The organism is Massilia sp. IC2-278, assembly GCF_020708045.1.
Lineage (GTDB): Bacteria > Pseudomonadota > Gammaproteobacteria > Burkholderiales > Burkholderiaceae_D > Telluria.
The window spans coordinates 18,243-39,325 of record NZ_JAJFES010000023.1; the positions used below are offsets into that span (position 1 = coordinate 18,243).

At 57.6% G+C, this 21,083-nt stretch carries 20 protein-coding genes; 9 read left to right on the top strand and 11 right to left on the bottom strand.

All coding sequences use genetic code 11. The features are described 5' to 3' along the window. Window positions 1–44: 44 nt before the first annotated feature. A complete protein-coding gene (locus tag LK540_RS23765; protein WP_229439877.1) occupies window positions 45–1,175 on the top strand; it encodes an acyltransferase in 1,131 nt (376 codons plus the stop codon). 195 nt (window positions 1,176–1,370) lie between these two features. On the opposite strand, the gene LK540_RS23770 is transcribed toward LK540_RS23765, so the two are convergent. The 7 genes from LK540_RS23770 to dnaA form a co-directional block, all read right to left on the bottom strand. Next, window positions 1,371–2,096, bottom strand: coding sequence for a DUF6339 family protein (locus LK540_RS23770; RefSeq protein WP_229439878.1), 726 nt, complete (start codon window positions 2,094–2,096; stop codon window positions 1,371–1,373). Next, complete coding sequence (locus LK540_RS23775; RefSeq protein WP_229439879.1) at window positions 2,089–2,922, bottom strand: hypothetical protein; 834 nt, start codon at window positions 2,920–2,922, stop codon at window positions 2,089–2,091. The genes LK540_RS23770 and LK540_RS23775 overlap by 8 nt, the downstream gene beginning before the upstream one ends. Beyond that, on the bottom strand, window positions 2,912–4,822 hold the full coding sequence (locus tag LK540_RS23780) for a hypothetical protein (RefSeq protein WP_229439880.1): 1,911 nt from the start codon (window positions 4,820–4,822) through the stop codon (window positions 2,912–2,914). Before LK540_RS23780 ends, LK540_RS23775 begins: the two co-directional genes overlap by 11 nt. After that, the gene (locus LK540_RS23785; RefSeq protein WP_229439881.1) at window positions 4,819–5,841 is read right to left on the bottom strand and encodes a DNA cytosine methyltransferase; all 1,023 of its coding nucleotides are present in this window, start codon (window positions 5,839–5,841) and stop codon (window positions 4,819–4,821) included. The genes LK540_RS23780 and LK540_RS23785 overlap by 4 nt, the downstream gene beginning before the upstream one ends. 444 nt (window positions 5,842–6,285) lie before the next feature. Next, window positions 6,286–8,790, bottom strand: coding sequence for a DNA topoisomerase (ATP-hydrolyzing) subunit B (gene gyrB, locus LK540_RS23790; RefSeq protein WP_229439882.1), 2,505 nt, complete (start codon window positions 8,788–8,790; stop codon window positions 6,286–6,288). A gap of 87 nt (window positions 8,791–8,877) precedes the next feature. Next, window positions 8,878–9,984 (bottom strand): DNA polymerase III subunit beta, encoded by a 1,107-nt coding sequence (gene dnaN, locus LK540_RS23795; protein WP_229439883.1) that lies wholly within the window; start codon window positions 9,982–9,984, stop codon window positions 8,878–8,880. 100 nt (window positions 9,985–10,084) lie between these two features. Continuing rightward, window positions 10,085–11,482 (bottom strand): chromosomal replication initiator protein DnaA, encoded by a 1,398-nt coding sequence (gene dnaA / locus LK540_RS23800; protein ID WP_229439884.1) that lies wholly within the window; start codon window positions 11,480–11,482, stop codon window positions 10,085–10,087. Window positions 11,483–11,820: 338 nt separating this feature from the next. On the opposite strand from dnaA, the gene rpmH reads away from it, so the two are divergent. The 7 genes from rpmH (at window position 11,821) to LK540_RS23835 (ending at window position 17,146) form a co-directional block, all read left to right on the top strand. Then, window positions 11,821–11,955 carry a 50S ribosomal protein L34 gene (gene rpmH, locus LK540_RS23805; protein WP_040378179.1) on the top strand — a complete coding sequence of 45 codons (135 nt, stop codon included), beginning with the start codon at window positions 11,821–11,823 and terminating at the stop codon, window positions 11,953–11,955. 28 nt (window positions 11,956–11,983) lie between these two features. Then, window positions 11,984–12,424 carry a ribonuclease P protein component gene (gene rnpA, locus LK540_RS23810; RefSeq protein ID WP_229439885.1) on the top strand — a complete coding sequence of 147 codons (441 nt, stop codon included), beginning with the start codon at window positions 11,984–11,986 and terminating at the stop codon, window positions 12,422–12,424. After that, a complete protein-coding gene (yidD, locus tag LK540_RS23815; protein WP_229439886.1) occupies window positions 12,421–12,681 on the top strand; it encodes a membrane protein insertion efficiency factor YidD in 261 nt (86 codons plus the stop codon). The genes rnpA and yidD overlap by 4 nt, the downstream gene beginning before the upstream one ends. An 11-nt stretch (window positions 12,682–12,692) precedes the next feature. After that, window positions 12,693–14,348, top strand: coding sequence for a membrane protein insertase YidC (gene yidC, locus LK540_RS23820; RefSeq protein ID WP_229439887.1), 1,656 nt, complete (start codon window positions 12,693–12,695; stop codon window positions 14,346–14,348). A 67-nt stretch (window positions 14,349–14,415) separates the two neighbouring features. Beyond that, the gene (gene mnmE / locus LK540_RS23825) at window positions 14,416–15,795 is read left to right on the top strand and encodes a tRNA uridine-5-carboxymethylaminomethyl(34) synthesis GTPase MnmE (RefSeq protein WP_229439888.1); all 1,380 of its coding nucleotides are present in this window, start codon (window positions 14,416–14,418) and stop codon (window positions 15,793–15,795) included. A gap of 218 nt (window positions 15,796–16,013) precedes the next feature. Beyond that, a complete protein-coding gene (locus LK540_RS23830; protein WP_229439889.1) occupies window positions 16,014–16,580 on the top strand; it encodes a DUF1439 domain-containing protein in 567 nt (188 codons plus the stop codon). 392 nt (window positions 16,581–16,972) lie between these two features. Further along, window positions 16,973–17,146: a hypothetical protein gene (locus LK540_RS23835; protein WP_229439890.1), complete on the top strand. Its 174-nt coding sequence runs from the start codon at window positions 16,973–16,975 to the stop codon at window positions 17,144–17,146. A 13-nt stretch (window positions 17,147–17,159) separates the two neighbouring features. On the opposite strand, the gene LK540_RS23840 is transcribed toward LK540_RS23835, so the two are convergent. Together LK540_RS23840 and LK540_RS23845 are read right to left on the bottom strand one after the other, a co-directional pair. Continuing rightward, entirely contained in the window at window positions 17,160–17,825 is a 666-nt protein-coding gene (locus tag LK540_RS23840) for an Hpt domain-containing protein (protein ID WP_229439891.1), read from the bottom strand. Between the two features lie 5 nt (window positions 17,826–17,830). Further along, window positions 17,831–18,922, bottom strand: a complete 1,092-nt coding sequence (locus tag LK540_RS23845; protein ID WP_229439892.1) for a CAP domain-containing protein — start codon at window positions 18,920–18,922, stop codon at window positions 17,831–17,833. Window positions 18,923–19,060: 138 nt separating this feature from the next. On the opposite strand from LK540_RS23845, the gene pssA reads away from it, so the two are divergent. Beyond that, window positions 19,061–19,858: a CDP-diacylglycerol--serine O-phosphatidyltransferase gene (gene pssA / locus LK540_RS23850; RefSeq protein WP_229439893.1), complete on the top strand. Its 798-nt coding sequence runs from the start codon at window positions 19,061–19,063 to the stop codon at window positions 19,856–19,858. Window positions 19,859–19,870: 12 nt separating this feature from the next. Here the strand turns inward: pssA and LK540_RS23855 are convergent, their stop codons facing one another. Next, the gene (locus tag LK540_RS23855; RefSeq protein ID WP_229439894.1) at window positions 19,871–20,179 is read right to left on the bottom strand and encodes a metal-sensitive transcriptional regulator; all 309 of its coding nucleotides are present in this window, start codon (window positions 20,177–20,179) and stop codon (window positions 19,871–19,873) included. Between the two features lie 3 nt (window positions 20,180–20,182). Continuing rightward, the coding region (locus LK540_RS23860; protein ID WP_229439895.1) for an aldo/keto reductase family oxidoreductase at window positions 20,183–21,083 on the bottom strand (901 nt) is incomplete at its 5' end.

The following is a 21,083-nucleotide window of genomic DNA, read 5'->3' on the forward strand; positions in this document are numbered from 1 at the left end:
TTTGCGTCGAGCGGATTTGTTGAAGGTAAGCAGGTGAGGTTGCGATGAGTGGAGCAGTAGCAGTGGCGCCCGGTTCGGCTGGGGCGCAGGATAAACAGTATGTACTGATTAATCTATTGAAGGCCGTGGCGGCGCAGCTGATCGTGCTGCATCATTTGGCGTTCTATGGGCCGATGGCGGATCATGCGCGGGTGCTGGCGCCGGAGGTGTTTGATTGGCTTGCTGGCGACGCCCGTATAGCTGTCCAGGTATTCCTCGTTATCGGTGGTTTCCTCGCTGCCAAATCGCTGGCTCCAAACGGACTTCCCGGTGTTTCTCACCCGCTCCAAGCGATCGTACGCCGTTACATTAAGCTCGCACCGCCGTTTTTGGTGGCGATGCTACTAGCAATCGGTGCATCTGCATTAGCCAATATGTGGATGACACATTCATCAATTTCAGCCTCACCTACCTTTGCACAATTTAGCGCACACGCCGTACTGATTCACGATTTGCTCGGCTATGAAGCCTTGTCAGCTGGAGCCTGGTATGTTGCAATTGATTTCCAATTGTACGCCTTAATGGTCTTGCTGTTCAGCTCATGTGACTATTTCGCTTCTGTGCGCCTCCGAAGCTGGGTGATGCCAATCATGATGACGGCCGTTGTCAGTAGCTCGCTGTTCTTTTTCAATCGTGAGCCCAGCTGGGATATCTCAGCGTTTTACTTCGTCGGGAGTTATGGTTTAGGTGTGTTTGCATGGTGGGCAAGTGATCCGACTCGCTCATCGCAAACAGTGAATAGTTTGCTCAGCATGCTGCTCCTCCCTACACTAGCAGCATTAGCAGTTGATTTTCGCATACGTATTGCCACTGCGTTGGTGGTTTCGTTTTTGCTCTTCATATTCGGGCGATCTGCGCCATTCGCTTCGAAAGGGGCAAAATTTCTAAAAACTGCCGGAAATATTTCTTACTCAGTATTTCTGGCGCACTTCCCAATCTGCTTAGTAATAAACGCCGCCTTTACTAGGTTCGTTAATGTTGAGCCTCATCTGCAAGCTCTTGGAGTCCTTACTGCATGGATGGCCAGTATCGCTATTGGGGCGCTGTTTCATCGTTGGGTAGAGCGGCCCCTTAGCCGCCTGTTTACGATCCGTGGAGATAAAGCAAACACGACAGGCTTACTTATAAAAAGTTAAGGCGTACGCGATTACGACGGTTCCTGAACTATGTTTAGCATAGTACGCGACGTGTGTGCACAATAATGACAGACGTGTACGTCCTCAGATTTAGTCTTAGCATAATTAATGCCAGGATAGGTTTAACCCGGCATTTAAATCAGGCAGTAGAGTCTCTACTAACTATAGTCAGGAATATTGCAAAAGACGAAAATGCTAAGTGCTCGCTTTTTTTACAATAGCTTCTACTTCATTAGAATCTAAAGCCTCCAATAGTCTAACCCCTCCCTCGATATTTAATCTTTTCATCACAGTTCGAAATTTTTCCCTTTCAAAAAGAGATTGATCTCCAACATATGACTCATGCAGTTTATTCACTACCGCTGATAGCACATTAGCGCTTTGGGATGTTGTAGGGCGCTCAACGATACTGGCGCGCACATCGCTTTGGAACAAAAAAGCTTGTAATGCTTCTTTGAGCGAAAGATTCTGCACCTTTCCACAAATCTCTGACATCCACCATAAGCGGGAAAGTGCGTTATCCCGTTCGATTCCACGTGAACCGATAGCGAAAAAATGCTTTTTTATGTGGGTTATCGCTTTAGCGTCATCTTCAGGGATAGGCCACCGAGTACGTGCGTATGGTAAGAATTCGATGTGTGACAAACGCACCCATAACCGCTCATCTCGAGCAATATACGCAGACATGCCTTTGAGACCATTTGAAATTGCTAAACATGCGTCAACTTCATCTTCCTTACCAGTAAGCTCATTTAGGTATTTCTGCGTGGTAGTGTCAAGCAGGCAAGGAGAATTCAAAAATAGTGAACTGTCGGCAAGCAACGATTCGAAAGATCCGTTGCGATAAATATTCAACTTCTCGGGTACTGATGCGAGAAGGTCGCTGACTACACGTTCTTTTAATAATTTTATCTCAAGCATTTTCAGCACCTGAAAAAACATACATATTTAGCACACTCAAGGGATGCTTCATTAACTTTTGAGCGATGACGTACGCATCAGTTGCGTTAATGTCGATATGGGCATTGTGGATTTGTCGAATCATAACCTTTGCCCATTTCAGATCTTCGTACTCTCCACCATCCTTTAATCTTTGAACTGCATGCACAACAGAGGAAAAATATATTGAATTTATCAGAACACTTTTGCAAAGGTTGCTGCTTCGTGAGTTGTCAATCGATTCTTTCATAGCTGAACTAACTTCGATACGAACCTGGTCTTGTTCAAGACTGACTCGCCATTCCCCACCGGTTAGCGCATCGTTTTTTACGAGCTCAAATACCGATGAAATCGGTTTAAACAGGTCTCGGTCGATATAAACACATTGGGTTTCGTCCTGGGCTAAGATTTCACCTGGCAAAAAGTCAAAGCGTTTTTTTCCAAATTCTTTATTGATATCTGGGGAACCATAATTCTTGATAGTCTTAGTTGCAACGATATAAGCGTCTACAGCAACAGCACCCTTAAGGGAATCCGCATCAATTGAAACTTCAACCGCTGTCTCGCTCGTCGCAACAATCTCGCGTAGATACGTTTCGCGGCAGGAAATAATGGAAACGTATTTTGCTGTTCCGAGTGCGATTTGCTGTTGCAGTTCTATAGAAGATGTTAAATACGAGCAATGGACTTTAATATCTGACCCATCAATCAAAAATTCTGCTAGCGCTTGAAATTCAACGTCTACGTAATCATCGCTGTACGGACGTAAAACCGGGTACGGGAAAGTTTTAGAACGATCAAATTTCATGTGCTACAACCTTAAGTGCGCCATCAAAGTCTTCAGTAAATTGGATATCAAGGGATTGACGGTTTCCCTTCTCAACGTCAACTTCTAGTTTCCCGCTATGAATTTTTCCGGCAGAAGATTTTTCGATCGCTATCTGGTAGTCGCTATCGGCCCCGACCTCGAAAAGGCTCAGTTCATATTTTCCGTCGGCAAGCGGTGTAAACGAGATTCTACGAGTGTTTTTTGATATAACAACCGCTCTTGGATTCGCTAACGGTGCAACGGGCTTGATAGTCCCACCGCCCCTCACGCTCCCGTCGCCACCTGGTATGCCAGGACTTTCTTCGCCCGCTTTTGAATTCTTGAGCTTTCCTTTTTCGCTATCATTGGCTGCGCCTCCAGTGTCAGTCGCGCCCCCTTCGCTAACAATACTCTTCGATGGCTTAAAAGAAACCGGCTTAGCCTTGATTAGGATCTTCCCGAAGGGATTTTTTTCTTCGAGCCCATTTCCTTTTCCTTCATCAGCCTCGTCAGCAAAAAAATCTTTTAACTCATCAATTTTTGTAATTTCCGAGACAGGATCTTTGGCGCGACGGCGTAACATTTCTCTGATCCAAGTTGCCATCTCTTTCAGAGCTCTTCGTGCTTTACCTTGTTCATCCTTAGTCGGCAAACGATCAGGTTCAAAATCGTCATGACGAGGAGGCTCCATTGAGCGGAGGAGTTCGAGGCCTTTGTCATCTTTACATTGGAACACCGCGACAAAATCTTTAAATTCTGAAAAATTTTTTAACCCAGGAAGAGTTAAGCTATCTGATATAAACATTCCATTTCTAAGAAATGCAACCTTTTTTGATAGGCCTTCACGCACAAGAATTTTTAGCTCACACAGGCCTAAGTGAAGATTTTGGTGTTGCTCAATAAAAACATCTTCATGCGAGGTAAGACAGGTATAGTACTCACTACTGTTCTTAAATTGTTCCGGCTCATTTTTTTCGTTAACGATAGCATTTACAATTTCTTGATTTGCAAAAATTTCGCTGATGCCATTTGAATTAATTACGTATTTCTTATCAATTGAAACCTCTAGCCGACCAGTATTAATGGCACCGAAAAAATTCTCTGCAATAGAGGCCGCAAGTGATTGTTGCCAGCCGGTCTGACTCTCAAATCCAAGGATGATAAGTTTTGTACCAACTTTTTTTGAAATTTCGTCGCTGTTCGATGCTCTGCTGAGCCATTGCGGAATATCATCACTTTGATTTTCAACAGGTTGGCATTTCTCCTTTACACCCCAGAAACCTATGCCTTGATGACGTCTTCCTTCTTTGTCATCGTGGGACATCAAGATGGATTTTCCCTGGCTGAGCTGTTGGACCTCACCATTTTCCGACTTAAAGACAGTTGATACAAATACCGTACGTAGTCTCGATACTGCGTACGGTGCGAATTTTCCGATTCCAAAAGATCCGCCAGCAGTTTCAGAGGATTTTTTGCTCTGACCTTTAGCTTTCATAAAGGCATAATACGGCGCGCCATTTTTCGCTGGTCCGCGGATTCCTTTCGTGTTGAAGTCAGAAATTTCGAGGACTTTAATTTTCGGCCGTTCGAGTTCTTTCAATCCGAGTTCAAAAAACTGCTTTGCTTTAGGGCTTTCATTTTCTGCACTAATAAGGCATAGCTGGAATGTCTCAATAAGTTGCTCAAGGCCAGGAATTTGCGAAGTCTTAATGTTCACTTCGTTAATGGTAACCTTGACTGCTTTACCGATGACCTCGTCGTATGAATCAAGTGAGTTCTGAACAACTTCTCTCGCCAAGTGGCGTATGGGGCTTCCAGAAAAGTGTTCAATTCCAGGCTCATTAAATCCATCCCATTGATCTGAATCATCGGTCGGATGAATCCATCCAATTGCGCTCATAGTCTTTCCTCTTCTATTTTTTCTTTAATTGCAGCTGCTATCAAGCTGATCAGTGGAGGTACAACGGAATTACCAATCTGCTGATATCTTTTTGCTCGGGGAACGCTTTCCGGGAAAAAGTAGTCATCCGGGAAACCTTGAATCTTTAGACATTCATATTCCGTGAGCTTGCGTAGTCCCTTTTTGTCAACAATAAACGGAACATTGTGACCTCCTTGCCCCATATTCGCGGTCAACGTAGGAACGATATTCACCCCTTTATCTCTGACTTCATACTTTCTCAACTGCAAAATTGATTTGGGGTGATCAATTTTTTCAGTAATCATCTTATAGTATTTATTATTTTTATCTAAATAATAGCTATTATCTTCAATTTCGCCTTCGAAATTAATAAACTCAGAAACTTGTTTGTGCTCTGCAAATTTTGGAAGATTTAAGCGGAGATTGCCGTTTTTAAATTTATTAGTGGCGAAGGCAACCATGAACAGTCGCTTTCGTTTTTGTGGCACAGCCGTATGATCAAATGAGTCCAGTTCGAAAGCATTCGATTCCCTAAACCAGTAACCTGCTTTTTTGATTTGAGCACTTAATTCCAAGAACCAGCTGCCCCCGGCGCCGATACGTATGTTAGGAGAATTTTCAAGTAAAAGCACACTTGGCCGATTTTCTCCGAATTCTCTTAAAATGCGGATGATTTCATAAAACAATTGTCCTCTCGGATCATCGAATCCTTTTCTTTCGCCGGCGACGGAAAAGCTTTGACATGGAAAACCAGCATGGAGAACGTCAACTGGACAAAGGTTTGAAGATTTAACTGAGACATCGAGAATACTTTGAGGTGCTCCGTCTTTATGAACAACTATATTTGATCCTACGTTGGCGGAATACGTATCAACTGCAGCGAAATCATTTTCAACAGCCCAAGTAGTTTTAATTCCTTGATTTTGAAATCCCACACAGAACCCGCCAATGCCTGCGAATAATGCGCCGGCAGTTAATTGGCTATCTTTACTGCTCATTTCTCTCACAATTCAAATGTTGTTTGCTTTCCTGAACACCCGCTCACAAAGCTTTGTTTCACAAGATCAAGTTCATGCTGAAGAGCTTTAATTATCTTCTTCGCTTGCTCCTGGTCATAGTCGTAGTTGCGCTTATTTGCCAAGTTGGCAATTAGCTCGAGATCTTTTAAAGCTCTGTTAACTCGCTTGTTCGCTAACTCAACAAACTTAGCCTTCTTGTTCCGTGATGCGTTCATATTTTGTAGAGTTAGCTTGACTACCAATAGAAGAATCTTGCCTATATTCCTAAAATATAGCACACATGTAGATAGCAATCTATGGTTAGAAAAAGTAATTTTTGTATCTTTTTAACAAGGATATCGGAGCTAACACCTGTTTTATATAAACAAAAAGGCCTCCGAAGAGGCCACTTATCCCATCAGTGCATTTGACTATACAATAAGGCTAGACATCAATATTCCCCGCCTGCAGCGCATTCGACTCAATGAAGTTCCTGCGCGGCTCGACCTCATCCCCCATCAGCGTCGTAAAGATCTGATCCGCCGCAATCGCATCCTCGATCTGCACCTTTAGCAAACGGCGCACAGTCGGATCCATGGTTGTCTCCCACAGCTGCTCCGGATTCATCTCACCCAGACCTTTATAACGCTGCTTCGACACGCCACGCTCCGCTTCGTCGCGCAGCCACTGCATTGCCGTGTGGAAGTCGGTCACCGCGAATTCCTTCATCTTCTCGCCTTCGCCGCGGCGGATGATGGCGCCTTCACCCATCAGCCCCTTGAAGGTGGCAGCCGAACCCGCCAGTACTGCGTAATCGGCGCTGGCCACGAAATCAGCATCGATCTGCGTGACCTGCACGTTACCGTGGCGAATACGCTCGATGCGCAGCGCGTGCTTCTCGCTCAGCTCGTCCGAACGCACGCTCACCGTCACGCTCGGGTCGCCGATCGCAGCCGCCATCGCGCTGGCCGAGGCTTGCGCGTTGTCGAGGGTGGTCAGGTCCAGGGTCACGCCGCCGGCGACGATCGCGGTCAGCGCCGCGCGGTCGATCACGCGGGTCAGGCGCATCATGATGGCGTTCGCCAGGTTGTACTGGCGCACCAGTTCCGACAGCGCTTCGCCGGTAATCGGGTCGGCGCCTTCGCGCGGCAGCAGCGATGCGGTGTTCAGCGCCACCATCATCATGTAGCTCGCTTCTTCGACGTCGTCCTTCAGGTAGCGCTCGTCACGGCCGGCCTTGACCTTGTACAGCGGCGGCTGGGCAATGTAAATGTGGCCACGTTCGACCAGCTGCGGCATCTGGCGGTAGAACAGCGTCAGCAGCAGGGTACGGATGTGGGCGCCGTCGACGTCCGCGTCGGTCATGATGATGATGCGGTGGTAGCGCAGCTTGTCGACGTTGAATTCGTCCGGGCCGATCGAGGTGCCGAGGGTCGCGATCAGGGTGGTGATCTGTTCCGACGACAGCATCTTCTCGAAGCGCGCCTTTTCCACGTTCAGCACCTTGCCGCGCAGCGGCAAGATCGCCTGGAACTTGCGGTCGCGGCCCTGCTTGGCGGAGCCGCCTGCCGAGTCACCCTCGACGATGTACAGCTCGGCCAGCGCCGGGTCGCGTTCCTGGCAGTCGGCCAGTTTCGACGACAGGCCCAGGCCGTCCATCACGCCCTTGCGGCGGGTCAGGTCGCGCGCCTTGCGCGCCGCTTCGCGCGCACGGGCGGCTTCCACGATCTTGCCGCAGATGATCTTGGCGTCGTTCGGCTTTTCGTTCAGGAAGTCGGTGAGCGTCTTCGCCACGATTTCCTCGACCGGGCCGCGCACTTCCGACGACACGAGCTTGTCTTTGGTCTGCGACGAGAACTTCGGCTCCGGCACTTTGACGGACAACACGCAGGTCAGGCCTTCGCGCATGTCGTCGCCCGAGATTTCCACTTTCGCCTTCTTGGCAAAGTCGTTCTCGTCGATGTATTTGTTGATTACGCGCGTCATCGCCGCACGCAAACCGGTCAGGTGGGTGCCACCGTCGCGCTGCGGGATGTTGTTCGTGAAGCAGAGCACCTGTTCGTTGTACGAGTCGTTCCACTGCATCGACACGTCCACCGAGATATTCGTGCCCTGGTCGGACACGCGGTCGCCGGTGGCCTGGAACACGGTCGGGTGCAATACCGCCTTGGCCTTGTTGATGTATTCCACGAAGCCGCGGGTGCCGCCTTCGAAGGCGAAGATTTCTTCCTTGCCGGTGCGCTGGTCGCTCAGCTTGATGTTCACGCCGTTGTTCAGGAACGAGAGTTCGCGAATACGCTTGCTCAGGATCTCGTAGTGGAATTCGACGGTGGTGAAGATTTCTTCGTCGGCCCAGAAATGCACTTCGGTGCCGCGCTTGTCGGTCTCGCCGATGACTTTCATCGGGGAGACTTCGAAGCCGTCGACGATCTCGATTTCGCGGTTCAGCGGTACGCCGCGCGCGAATTCCATCTGGTGGACTTTACCTTTTTGGCGCACGGTCACGCGCAGCAGTTTCGACAGTGCGTTCACGCAGGACACGCCCACGCCGTGCAGGCCGCCCGACACTTTGTACGAGTTCTGGTTGAACTTGCCGCCGGCGTGCAGTTCGGTCAGGGCGATTTCGGTGGCCGAGCGCTTCGGCTCGTGCTTGTCGTCCATTTTCACGCCGGTCGGGATGCCGCGGCCGTTGTCGGTAATCGAGATCGAGTTATCCGAATGGATGGTGACGTGGATTTCGGTGCAATAGCCGGCCAGTGCTTCGTCGATCGAGTTGTCCAGCACTTCGAAGACCAGGTGGTGCAGGCCGGTCCCGTCCGAGGTGTCGCCGATGTACATGCCCGGACGCTTGCGGACAGCTTCCAGGCCTTCCAGAATTTGAATCGAGGCGGCGCCGTATTCGTCCGGCGTTTTCGGCGTTTCCGGCATTGGATTGGTGTTCTCGGACATGGACTGCTTTCTCAAAAAACGGTGTATTCAGACTGCTCAGTTCGGGCCGCAACCGCATAAAGCAAGGCGCGGCCCCCGACGCGTTCCTTAGATACGCATCGGCATGACGACGTACTTGAAGTCGCCATTGTCGGGAATCGAGATCAGGGCCGACGAATTCGAATCGCCCAGGGCGATGTTCACCTGGTCGCACTTCAGGTTGTTCAGCACGTCGAGCAGGTAGGTGACGTTGAAACCGATGTCGATGGCATCGCCGCCGTAGTCGATTTCCAGTTCTTCCACCGCTTCTTCCTGGTCGGCGTTGGTCGAGCTGATCTTCATGCTGCCCGGGGTGATGATGCAGCGCACGCCCTTGAACTTATCGCTGGTCATGATCGCGGCGCGCTGAAGCGAGCGCAGCAGTTCGTCGCGGCTGATCGTGAAGTCGTTCTTGTAGCCCTTCGGGATCACGCGGGTGTAGTCAGGGAACTTGCCCTCAACCAGCTTCGACACCAGCTCGATGTCGGCGAAGGTGAGTTTCACCTGCGAGGCGGCGATGTCCAGCTGGACGGTCTCGTCGCTTTCTTCCAGCAGGCGCTGCAGTTCGATGATGGTCTTGCGCGGGATGATGACTTCCTGGCGCTCGAAGGTCTGCTCGGCTTCGACCTGGCTGAAGGCCAGGCGGTGGCCGTCGGTGGCAACGGCGATCACCTTGTTACCGTCCAGCACCAGCAACAGGCCGTTCAGGTAGTAGCGGATGTCTTGCTGGGCCATCGCGAAGTGCACCATGTTGAACAGGTGCTTCAGCGTTTTCTGCGGCAAGGTAACCGAGGCGTTGTGGCTTTCCGCGACCGAGACGGTCGGGAATTCCTCAGCGGCCAGGGTCTGCAGCGCGAAGCGCGACTTGCCGCTCTGCACAGCCAGGCGCTTGTTGGCCAGGGTCATGGTCACGTCGCCGGATTCCGGCAGCGCGCGCAGGATGTCCAGCAGCTTGCGTGCAGCCACGGTGGTGCCGGTCACGTCCGGGCCGGAGCCGATGTTGGCATGCGTGGTGATCTGCACTTCGGTGTCGGTTGACAGGAAGGAAACGCTCTCGCCGTCCTTGCGGATGAGGATATTGGCCAGAATCGGCATGGTGTGCCGACGCTCGACAATACCGCTCACGATCTGCAGTGGCCGGAGAAGCGTGTCTCGGGTGGTTTTGACCAGTTGCATAGTTATCCTCGGATAAGTGTTAATACAGTGAAATTGTTGCTACAGCACTATTTTGCCGTGTGCCGGGGTGGAACGCCAGCCCCGGCGGTGGACGGCTGGATCAACCCTTCAGGGTCTGCTCCAGCACGTGCAATTCGTGGTTGCATTCGGCATTCTTCTGGCGGTCGCTAGCGATCTTGCGCACCGCGTGCAGCACGGTGGTATGGTCCCGCCCGCCGAAGAGTTCGCCGATTTCCGGCAGACTCTTTTGCGTCAGTTCCTTCGCCAGGTACATGGCAATCTGGCGCGGACGGGCGATGTTGGCCGGGCGGCGCTTCGAGTACATGTCGGCGACCTTGATGTTGAAGAAGTCGGCCACCGTCTTCTGGATGTTTTCCACGGAAATCTGACGGTTCTGCACCGACAGCAAGTCCTTCAGCGCTTCTTTCACGATGTCGATCGTGATGTCCTTGCCGTGGAAACGCGAGTAGGCCAGGATCTTGCGCAGCGCGCCTTCCAGCTCGCGCACGTTCGAGCGCAAATGTTTCGCTACGAAGAACGCCACGTCATCCGACAGGACCACGCCTTCGGACTGCGCTTTTTTCAGCAGGATCGCCACGCGCATTTCCAGTTCCGGCGGCTCGATCGCCACCGTCAGGCCGGAGTCGAAGCGCGAGATCAGGCGATCGTCCATGCCGGTGATCTCTTTCGGATAGGTATCCGAGGTGATGATGATCTGCTTTTTCGCCGCGATCAGGGCCTCGAACGCATAGAAGAACTCTTCCTGCGTGCGGCTCTTGCCACCGAAGAATTGAATATCGTCGATCAGCAGCATGTCGAGCGAGTGGTAGTAGTGCTTGAAGTCGTCGAAGCCCTTGCGTTGATAGGCGGTGACGACGTCGCGCACGTACTGCTCGGCGTGGATATAGCGGATGCGCGCGCCCGGGTTGTCGACCATCACCTGGTTGCCGATCGCGTGGATCAAGTGGGTTTTACCGAGGCCGACGCCGCCATAGAAGAACAGCGGGTTGTACGACACGCCCGGGTTGTTCGCCACCTGGATCGCGGCGGCGCGCGCCAGCTGGTTGGCCTTACCGGTCACGAAGCTGTCGAAGGTCAGGTCCGGGTTGATGCGGCTTTGCTCGCGCTTCGGCGAATTGGCGATGTTCAGGTTTGCCTGCGGCTCGATGCTTTGCACCGGTACCGACGGACGCAATTCTCCCGGCATCGGGGAATTGTCCGGGGCCGGGCGCACCTCGGCCGGCTTTTTCGGGGCGTTGTTCGGGTCGAGCACGAATTGCACCTCGACCGGCGCTTCCCAGAACTGGCAGGCGAGGGCGGTGATGCGGTTGGCGAACTGCGTCTTAACCCAGTCGAGCTTGAAGCGGTTCGGCGCCGCAATGCGCAGCTTGCCGTCCTCGTAGTCGAGCACGACGAGCGGTTTGATCCATGCGCTATATTGTTGCGGCGTCAGCTCGAGCTCCAGCTGCGCGGAAGCGGTCTGCCAAAAGTTATCCATTGTGTGCGGCTTAGTGATACGTAACACGCTATTTTACCTGTCTTCGCGAAGGTTATCCACAGGTGAGCCACAGATTTTCGTGACGGGCTGGGGATAAATGCAAAGTTATCACCAACCGTCGAAAACAACAGGCTTCTTGACAGGGGGTTGTCAAGTAGGGTCTAATTCAGGGTTCCCTGTCCGCCCGCCTGCTCAGCCTTCGTTTGATGGTCGAGAAATGCACGGACTAGCTGTGGCGTGACGCTGGCTTAACGAAGCGAACTGTCATTGGCGCCGATTCCTGACGAACAGACGTCAGACCCGATTTTGCATACTTATTTGCTTTAAGCGAGACCACCATGAAACGTACTTACCAACCTTCCGTCGTTCGTCGCAAGCGCACGCACGGCTTCCGCGCACGTATGGCTACCCGTGGTGGCCGTCAGGTTCTGAACGCACGCCGCGCCAAGGGCCGCAAGCGTCTGGCTGTCTAAGCCAGCCGCACCAGCTGACCGCGGTCACATGACAGGCGAAGGTTCGCACGACTTCGCGCGCGCTCGGCGCATTCTGAAAACGGATGAATTTTCATCCGTTTTTCGTTTGCGGCCCACGCAAAAATCCGCGCATTTCGTGCTCTATACCCGGCCCAGCCCGCTGCCGCATGCGCGGCTGGGCATCGTTGCGGCCAAGCGTTTCGCGCCGCGCGCGGTGACCCGGAATACCATCAAGCGCATCACGCGCGAGCTGTTCCGTACCAGCCAGATCCAGTCGGTCGACTGCATCGTGCGCCTGGCGCGTCCGGTGAACACCAAGCAAGGCCCCGCGACCAACAGCGCCCTGAAGCGCCTGTTGCACGCGGAATTGTCGCGCCTGCTCGCTTCGCAGCGTCCGCGCAAGCCGGCGCCGCCGGCGAAAGTGGCGGCTCCTCCGGCTGCCGTGCAGCCGTCGCCGTCCTCGCCATGAAAATCCTGCTCATCTGGATCGTGCGAGCCTACCGGCTCGTGCTGTCCCCGATGCTCGGGCAGAACTGCCGTTTCTATCCTTCCTGTTCCTGCTATGCCATCGAGGCGCTCCAGACCCATGGTGCGCTGCGCGGCAGCTGGCTGACGGTGCGCCGCCTCGGTCGCTGCCATCCCTGGAACGCGGGCGGGCATGACCCCGTACCGCCCAAGCGGCACAAGCATTCCTCATCAGCCGCTTGCGGTTGCAACCACTCCTGACGAATACCTCAATGGAAATCAACAAACGTACCATTCTGTGGATTGTCTTCGCCGTCTCGCTAGTCGTTCTGTGGAACAACTGGATGGTGTCGAACGGAAAGCAGTCGATGTTCTCGCCGGCGCCGCCAGCCAAGGTCGCCGAGGCGCCAGCCAACACGCATAACACCACCGGCGTGCCGGGTGCACCGGCCCAGGCTGGCGCACCGGCTGTCCCTGGTCAGCCGGCAGCGCCCGCTCCGGTACGCGCCGAGCGCATCACGGTCACCACCAACGTGGTCAAGGCCGAAGTCGACACCCAGGGCGGCGTGATCCGCCGCCTCGAGCTGCTGCACTACCCGGACCACTTCGATAAGACCAAGAACCAGGTCCTGTTCGACGTCGCCGGCAACAACACCTACCTGGGCCAGACCGGCCTGATCGGTACGACCCCGGCCGGCGTGCTGCCGAACCACAACACGGTTTTCGTGGCCAAGCCTCTCAACAAGAGCAACGGCCAGGTGCAACTGGTGCTCGAAGCCGAGCAGGCCGGCGTGCGCCTGACCAAGACCTTTACGTTCAAGGACGGCGACTACGTCATCGACGTGCGCCACGACGTGACCAACCTGACGGCCGCGCCGGTCCAGCCAGCCCTGTACCTGCAGCTCCAGCACGACGGCAACAAGCCGCCTGGCGATTCCTGGTTCACCCCGAGCTTCACCGGCCCGACCCTGTGGACCCCGGAAGACAAGTACCAGAAGCTGAGCTTCGAGAACATCGAGAAGAACAAGGCCGAGCACTCGACCAAGTCGAACGGCGGCTGGGTGGCGATTTCGCAGCACTTCTTCGTGTCGGCCTTCATTCCGGCCGATAACACCGCGCGCGATATCTACACCAAGAAGCTGGCGACCAACATGTACGCCATCGGCACCACCCAGTCGCTGGGCAGCGTGGCGCCGGGCGCCACCGTCTCGAACACCGCGCGCCTGTATTCGGGCCCGCAGGACGAGAAGAAACTGGAAACCATCACCCCGGGCCTGGAGCTGGTGAAGGACTACGGCATGTTCGCTATCATCGCCAAGCCGCTGTTCTGGATCATGGACCACATCCACCAGCTGCTCGGCAACTGGGGCTGGACCATCATCGCCTTTACCATCCTGATCAAGCTGGCCTTCTTCCCGCTGTCGGCCGCCGGCTACCGCAGCATGGCCAAGATGCGCGTGGTCACGCCGAAGATGCAGGCGATCCGCGAACGCTACAAGGCCGACCCGGTCAAGATGCAGCAGGCCACGATGGAGCTGTACAAGGCCGAGAAGATCAACCCGCTGGGCGGCTGCCTGCCGATCCTGATCCAGATGCCGGTCTTCCTGGCGCTGTACTACGTGCTGCAGGCCTCGGTCGAGATGCGCGGCGCGCCGTGGATCGGCTGGATCACCGACCTGACCCAGCCTGACCCGTGGTTCATCCTTCCGGTGCTGTACGCGATCTCGATGTTCGTCACCGCCAAGCTGAACCCGCAGCCGGCCGACCCGATGCAGGCGAAGATGATGCTGTTCATGCCGCTGGCGTTCTCGGTCATGTTCGTGTTCTTCCCGTCGGGCCTGGTCCTGTACTGGGTGGTCAACAACCTGGTGTCGATCGCGCAGCAGTGGGTTATTACCAAGAAGCTCGCACCTGCGACCATGAAGTAAGCCAAGCGCTTTCTTTCCAAAAAGCCCGTGCACGTCACGGGCTTTTTTTATCCATTACAATTTCCGCATGAAGCTTGATACCTCTCCCATTGCCGCCATTGCCACCGCACCAGGACGCGGCGGCATCGGCGTGGTCCGCGCCTCGGGCAAGTCGCTCGGGCCGCTGATCGAATCGCTGTTCCCCGGCACCACGCTGGCGCCGCGCAACGCCACCTACATCCCCTTCAAAGCCGGCGACGGCACGGTGCTCGACCAGGGCCTGGCCCTGTACTTCAAGGCGCCGCATTCGTATACGGGCGAAGACGTGCTGGAACTGCAGGGCCACGGCGGCCCGGTCGTCTTGCAGATGCTGCTGGCGCGCGTGCTGGAAGCCGGGGCCGAGCACGGCCTGCGCCTGGCCGAGCCGGGCGAATTCACGCGCCGCGCCTACCTCAACGACAAGCTCGACCTGGCCCAGGCCGAAGCCGTGGCCGATCTGATCGACGCCTCGACCGAAGCGGCGGCCAAGTCCGCCTCGCAGTCGCTGTCGGGCGCGTTCTCGCAAGTCGTGCACCGGCTGGTCGAGCAGACCATCAATTTGCGCATGCTGGTCGAGGCCACGCTGGACTTCCCGGAAGAGGAAATCGACTTCCTGGAAAAATCGAACGCGCGCGGGCAGCTGGCCGGTATCGTCGAGTCGCTCGAGCACGTGTTCCGCCAGGCAGCGCAGGGCGCGCTCTTGCGTGAGGGGCTGAACGTGGTGCTGGTGGGGCAGCCGAACGTGGGCAAGTCTTCACTGTTGAACGCGCTGGCCGGAGCGGAAGTCGCCATCGTCACGCCGATCGCCGGCACCACCCGCGACAAGGTGAGCGAAACCATCCAGATCGAGGGCATTCCGCTGAATATCATCGACACGGCCGGTATCCGCGCCATCGACGAAGGCATCGACGTGGTCGAGCGCATCGGTATCGAGCGCACCTGGGGCGAAGTCGGCAAGGCCGATGTGATCCTGCACCTGCTCGATGCCAGCCTGGGGCCGAGCGCGGCCGACGAGGCGATTGTCGCCGCCTTCCCCGAGGGCGTGCCGGTGCTGCGCATCTGGAACAAGATCGACTTGTCCGGGCATCGCGCGGCGGTGGAAGGGGCGGCGGATGCCACCCACATTTATCTCTCGGCGAACGAGAAGACCGGCATCGACTTGCTGCGCGCGGAACTGCTGCGCATTGCGGGCTGGCAGCAGACCGGCGAGTCGCTGTACCTGGCGCGCGAGCGGCATTTGATTGCCCTGCGCGCGGCGCGTGCGCACCTGGACGTGGCGGGGCAGCATGCTGCGCAGGATGACCAGTCGCTGGATCTGTTTGCCGAAGAGTTGAGGTTGGCGCAGGATCAGCTGTCGAGCATTACCGGGGAATTTACGCCGGATGATTTGCTCGGGGTGATCTTCAGCCGGTTCTGTATCGGTAAGTAATCGACCTGGATCTTACGGACGACTGCGGTTGAATCTTGCCGTTCGTAGGGTGGGCACCTGTGCCCACGCGGTCTCACCGTTTAATCAGTTGCACCGTCATCGTCAAGCCCGTACCGTTGGACTACTGATAACGGGCATGCGCCAGACGCGCATCAAATTTCATACGACGTACCGCGTGGGCTCGAGAGCCCACCCTACAACTACAACAAGGAACTACTGTGACCATCACCCGCCGCCGATTGTTGACCAGCTTTGCCGCCGTCTCCGGCGCCGTCCTGCTCTCTTCCTGCGCCAGCATGCTCGGCCCGCGCGAAGTCGACTTGCCGCTGTCGAAACTCCAGGCCAGCCTCGACCGCCGCTTCCCCATGGACAACCGCATGCTGGAACTGTTCGACGTGCGCCTGTCGCGTCCGCAGCTGGCCGTCCACGAAGGCGACCGCGTCTCGCTCAGTGTCGACGCCACCGTGGCCCAGTCCTTCCTGCGCCAGCCCCTGGCCGGCAGCCTGGCCTTCTCCGGCCGCCTGTATATCGACGCGGCCCGCAGCGGCGTCTTCATGGCCGAGCCGCGCATCGAGCGCTTCGAGATCAGGGGGATCGACCCATCCGTGCAGCGCCAGCTGGCGCGCGCCGCGAACGGGCTGATGGACAAGGTCGTGCTCGACATTCCGGTCTACACCTTCCGCAGCGAAGACCTGCGCTTTGCCGGCGTGCAGTACGTCCCCACCCGCATCGTGACCACGGCGAACGGCTTGCGCGTCTCGATCGAACCCGAGCCGAAGCGCTGAACGCCGTTACAAAATTTCCTCCCTAAAAGCAGCGCGCACGATTGGAATCGTGCTGAAATTGTTGTCAATACTGCTATGATTTCCGCAGCTGGCAACGCTGCCGCGTCCAGCGTTCACGGAAAACGACAAGGTGTTGTTCTGTTGCCGCAACAACGAAAGTCGGTCGTGGATGACATTGCAGAGGCGCCGGGTTCGGCGCACACTGGCTTATCAAAACGGCTGTTGCGGTCTTGCGGAACACACTGCCAAGCAGGTACCTGGCCAGACGAACGGATTGCGTTTTGTCATGCCTGGAATGTTCCGCTGAAGTAATCTTGCTCTACGGATTGACGTGCTGCTGGTTGGAGGTGATCTTGGAAACGATACAAGAAAGTTTGACTGGCGAAACCGCAATGGCCGAACCCATGGTTGCAGCGGCGGCAGCCGCACAAGCCAGGCCCACGCGCCTGAGCTTGCCGCCCAAGGGTTCCTGCTGGTATTGCGAAAAGCCGCTCGACAGCGTACGCCGTTTCTGCGGCAAGACCTGCACCGACTCCTTCGACGAAGAAGCCGAGTACACGCGCTGATAGTCGCGCCTGTTTAACCGGCAGTGCCGGCCCGCCCGGGCCGGTCCAGCAGCGCCAGCGCGCGCTCGAAGTCGAACTCCGCCACCGCGGCGCTGAAGCTGCGGTAGTCGCTTTCCCCCAGTTGCCCGATCAATTCGTCCTGTGCCTGTTCGACCAGGTCGACCGCTTCGCCGTCGCCGATGTCGAGCAGGGCGCGCAAGCGCTCCAGCACATTGTTCGGGCGCACGGGGCGCGGCGCCGCCACGACGGCCTCGCTCAGGTCCGCCATGCCGTCGAGTTCGCGCAGCACGTGGGCCAGCTCGGCATCCAGGCGGACGAACAGCGCATCCACCTGGGCAGGGTCGGCAGCGGATGTGGAAGCGGGTCCGCCCGTGCGCAGCGCCGTTTCCAGCGCCAGCGCGGCCGCATGCAGGGAGCGTGCCTCGATCATCCCGGCCGCACCCTTGAGCGTGTGCACCAGGCGCTGGGCAAGTATCGGGTTGCCGGTCTCGAGGGCCGTGCCGATGGCGGCGCCGGCGCTGCGGTAGTCGTGGCGAAAACGCGCGAGTGCGCGCAAATAGACCTGCCGGTTGCCCATCAGGCGCTCGACGCCGGCCTCGACATCGACCAGCGGCGCAGGCGCCTTGCCCGCTGCCGCCGGCACCGGCATGACACTCTCAGCCGCGGGCGGCTTCTCCATCCCGTTCAGCGGGTCGTGAACGACCAGCTGCGGGTGACCGCAACGCCATCGGCCGTGCCCGTGAAGGTGACGTCATAGGTGGTGCCCGCCGCCAGCGGCAGCAGCGGCACGATGGCGGCCGACGAGCGCCCGGTATGGCTGTCGTTGGCGTTGCTCAGCAGGCGGGTGGCCAGGTCGGCGCCGCCGCGCGGACGCACCGTGAAACTCGTCACCGCGACCGGCACGTTGATGTTGGCGTGCACGCTGATCGGGTAGCCGACTTCGTTGCGGTTCGGGACCGGGTCCGGCGATTCGGTGTCGCTGAAGAAGTTGCGCGGCACGGCCGTCTGGGCATCGTAGGGCCAGACCGCCACTTGGCCGCGGCCCAGGCCGGCGCCATAGCCGTTGTTGGCGGTGAAGTTGGCGGTGAAGTAGCTGCGTCCGTTGGTGGCGGTGGCGGCGCCGGTGCCGATTTCCTTGAACACCGGCTCGAAGATGACGAAGCGGTGGTAGATGGCGGTGATCAGTTCCTCGGCCATGTACTGGCCGGTGCCGCTCGAGGTGGCCGAGATCACTTCGCCGTAGGCGCGCGCGGCGCTGGTATTGAACACGTACCCCGCGGCGGTCAGGCGGTCGCTCACGCTGACGCCGGTAAAGCCCTGGCGGCCCGCGACCTGGTCGTGCGTGATGGTGTTGTTGAGGCGCTGGTAATCCGAGTGATTCTGGGCGGCCATGTTGATCGTGCTGTTCTGGTTCAGCGTGGACATGCCGACCTGGCTGCGCCGGAAGTTCAGCCATTCGCGGCCATCGACGGCGATGTTGCCGGTGACGGCAGGCGCGCCCGGGGCGGCCGGCGTATCGGGAACGGGCGGGCTCGGCGTGAGCGGGTTCGGCAGGACCGGCGGGCTCGGGTCCGGGGTAGGGGTGGTCGGCTGCGGGGCCGGCGTGGTCGGCGCGCCCGGGTCCGGCGTGGCCGGATTCGGGTTCGGCGCGTTGCCGGTCGGCGGGCTGGTCGGCGCCGGGTTGTCATTGCCGCCACCTCCGCCGCCACAGGCAGCCAGGGCCAGGGCGGTGACGCATCCCGCCAGAATCGTCCTCGCGCGAAGCAGTTCGCTCATCCGTCACTCCCGATGTCAATCATGTCTGTGGATGCACATTTTAGGGCAAATCCCGAATGCATGACCGCGTGGGCGTGCGCGACCGTGCGCTGGCCGCCACGGTAGAATACGCCCAATCACCTCTCTTGCGGACACCAATTGAACCAGCCCCGACCCAAGCGCCTGGCGCGCGCCAAGTTTGCCCTGCCGAGTTTTGTCACCCTGCTGTCGATCGCCTGCGGCTTCGGCAGCATCGTCATCTCGGTCGACAATGCCCAGGTCGGCGCGCCGGGCGACTTCCGGCTGGCCGCCATCCTGCTGGTGCTGGCCGGCGTGTTCGACGCCCTCGACGGCTTCGTTGCCCGCGCCACCAACACCCAGTCCAGCTTCGGTGTCCAGCTCGATTCGATTGCCGACGTGATGAACTTCGGCTGCGCACCGGGTTTGCTGTTGTACTGCTACGGTTTCGCCCAGCTGGGCGCGGCGCATCCCACCATCGTGCGCATGGGCGGGCTGGCCTGCTTCATCTTTGTTGCCTGCGGCGCCCTGCGCCTGGCGCGTTTCAATGTTTCGGTCGGCAAGACCGACCCGCGCTACTTCGTCGGCATGCCGATCACGGCCGGCGCCGCCTGCGTGGCCGCAGTGGTCGTCGCCTGGCCCGATCCGGTAGTCAACATGGCCCAGGCATTTGCCGTGATGGCCTTGATGGTGGCCGTCGGCACCCTGATGGTCTCGACCGTACGTTTTCCTAGCAGCAAGCAAAAATTGACCAAGGGACTGTACATCGTGCTGGCGGTGGCGGTGCTGTTGCTGGTCATACTGCAGACGCGTTTCTTCGTGCTGTTCTTCCTGCTGTACATCTGCGCGACCCTGCTGCTGAACATTGCCTGGCAGGGCGGCTGGCGCGGCATTGCGCCGCCGAAGGTGTATGACGAAGAGGAACCGGCCGGGGCGTGAACGTGTAGGCGTTCAGGCAAACTTGTCGAGCAAGGCCGCTAGCCGCGCCGCCGTGGCGCGCGCTTCTTCCACATTGCCGGCCTGCTCGCTGCCGGTCACGACGGTTGCCATGAGCAACTGAACAAAGGAACGGTCGAGCGCCTTGCGCGCCGCCGCCATCTGCTGGGCCACCGCGTCGCAATCCGAAGGATCGGCGGCCATGGCGATCAGCTTCTGCACGCCACGCAGCTGGCCCTCGATGCGCGCCAGGCGGTTCAGCAGGTCCTTTTTCTGCTGGGCCGTGAGCGCGCTGCCCTCGACGATCTTCAGCTGCTCGGGCATGGCTTACGCCACCTCGTGCCCGCGCGCGGCGCGCAGGATGGCAAACCAGTCGCTGCGCTCGAGCGTGAAGCCGGTGGCGGCGACTGCCGCGGAGATCGCCTCGATGCGCCCGCTGCCGGTCAGCGGCAGCGGCCGGCTCGGCAGGGCCATGATCCAGGCAAACACCACGCTGGCAAACGACTGGCCGAGGCGGTCGGCGATTTCCTGGATGGTGGCGCGCAGCCTGGCGATGTGCGGCTCGTCCGAGGTGAACAGGCGCCCGCCGCCCAGCGGCGACCAGATCATCGGCGCCACGCCCAGGTCTTGCAGGCCGTCGAAGGTTTCGTCGAACAGCGGCGCCACGTGCAGCGGCGAGAACTCGACCTGGTTGGTGGCCAGCGGCACGCGCCGGTTCAGCGACTCGAACTGGTGGCGGGTGAAATTCGACACGCCCACGTGACGCACCTTGCCGTCCTGCTGCAGGCGGGTGAATGCTTCGGCGACTTCGTCGAAATGCATCAGCGGGTCGGGGCGGTGGATCAGCAGCAGGTCGAGATAGTCGGTGCCGAGCTGGCGCAGCGACTCTTCGGCCGAGGCGACGATGTGGTCGAAGCTGGTGTCGTAGTGCTGGATCGTGTGCGCCGGGCGCTTGCCCGACAGGAGCTTGATGCCGCACTTGCTGACGATCTCGATGCGCTCGCGCAGGCCGGGCTGGGCGCGCAGGGCTTCGCCGAACAGGGTCTCGACACCGTAGTCGCCGTAGATGTCGGCGTGGTCGAAGGTGGTCACGCCGAGGGCGATGCATTCCTCGATAAAGGCGACGCGCGACGCTACCGGCATGTTCCATTCGCCCAGGCGCCACATGCCGGCGACGATGCGCGACAGGTCGAGACCGCCCTGGCGGGTGGCGATGCGGGGGCAGGGG

Coding starts and splice junctions, on each gene's coding strand:
- LK540_RS23765 (WP_229439877.1), top strand. CDS start 45: ATGAGTGGAGCAGTAGCAGTGGCGCCCGGTTCGGCTGGGGCGCAGGAT.
- LK540_RS23770 (WP_229439878.1), bottom strand. CDS start 2,096: ATGCTTGAGATAAAATTATTAAAAGAACGTGTAGTCAGCGACCTTCTC.
- LK540_RS23775 (WP_229439879.1), bottom strand. CDS start 2,922: ATGAAATTTGATCGTTCTAAAACTTTCCCGTACCCGGTTTTACGTCCG.
- LK540_RS23780 (WP_229439880.1), bottom strand. CDS start 4,822: ATGAGCGCAATTGGATGGATTCATCCGACCGATGATTCAGATCAATGG.
- LK540_RS23785 (WP_229439881.1), bottom strand. CDS start 5,841: ATGAGCAGTAAAGATAGCCAATTAACTGCCGGCGCATTATTCGCAGGC.
- gyrB (WP_229439882.1), bottom strand. CDS start 8,790: ATGTCCGAGAACACCAATCCAATGCCGGAAACGCCGAAAACGCCGGAC.
- dnaN (WP_229439883.1), bottom strand. CDS start 9,984: ATGCAACTGGTCAAAACCACCCGAGACACGCTTCTCCGGCCACTGCAG.
- dnaA (WP_229439884.1), bottom strand. CDS start 11,482: ATGGATAACTTTTGGCAGACCGCTTCCGCGCAGCTGGAGCTCGAGCTG.
- rpmH (WP_040378179.1), top strand. CDS start 11,821: ATGAAACGTACTTACCAACCTTCCGTCGTTCGTCGCAAGCGCACGCAC.
- rnpA (WP_229439885.1), top strand. CDS start 11,984: ATGACAGGCGAAGGTTCGCACGACTTCGCGCGCGCTCGGCGCATTCTG.
- yidD (WP_229439886.1), top strand. CDS start 12,421: ATGAAAATCCTGCTCATCTGGATCGTGCGAGCCTACCGGCTCGTGCTG.
- yidC (WP_229439887.1), top strand. CDS start 12,693: ATGGAAATCAACAAACGTACCATTCTGTGGATTGTCTTCGCCGTCTCG.
- mnmE (WP_229439888.1), top strand. CDS start 14,416: ATGAAGCTTGATACCTCTCCCATTGCCGCCATTGCCACCGCACCAGGA.
- LK540_RS23835 (WP_229439890.1), top strand. CDS start 16,973: ATGGCCGAACCCATGGTTGCAGCGGCGGCAGCCGCACAAGCCAGGCCC.
- LK540_RS23840 (WP_229439891.1), bottom strand. CDS start 17,825: ATGGAGAAGCCGCCCGCGGCTGAGAGTGTCATGCCGGTGCCGGCGGCA.
- LK540_RS23845 (WP_229439892.1), bottom strand. CDS start 18,922: ATGAGCGAACTGCTTCGCGCGAGGACGATTCTGGCGGGATGCGTCACC.
- LK540_RS23855 (WP_229439894.1), bottom strand. CDS start 20,179: ATGCCCGAGCAGCTGAAGATCGTCGAGGGCAGCGCGCTCACGGCCCAG.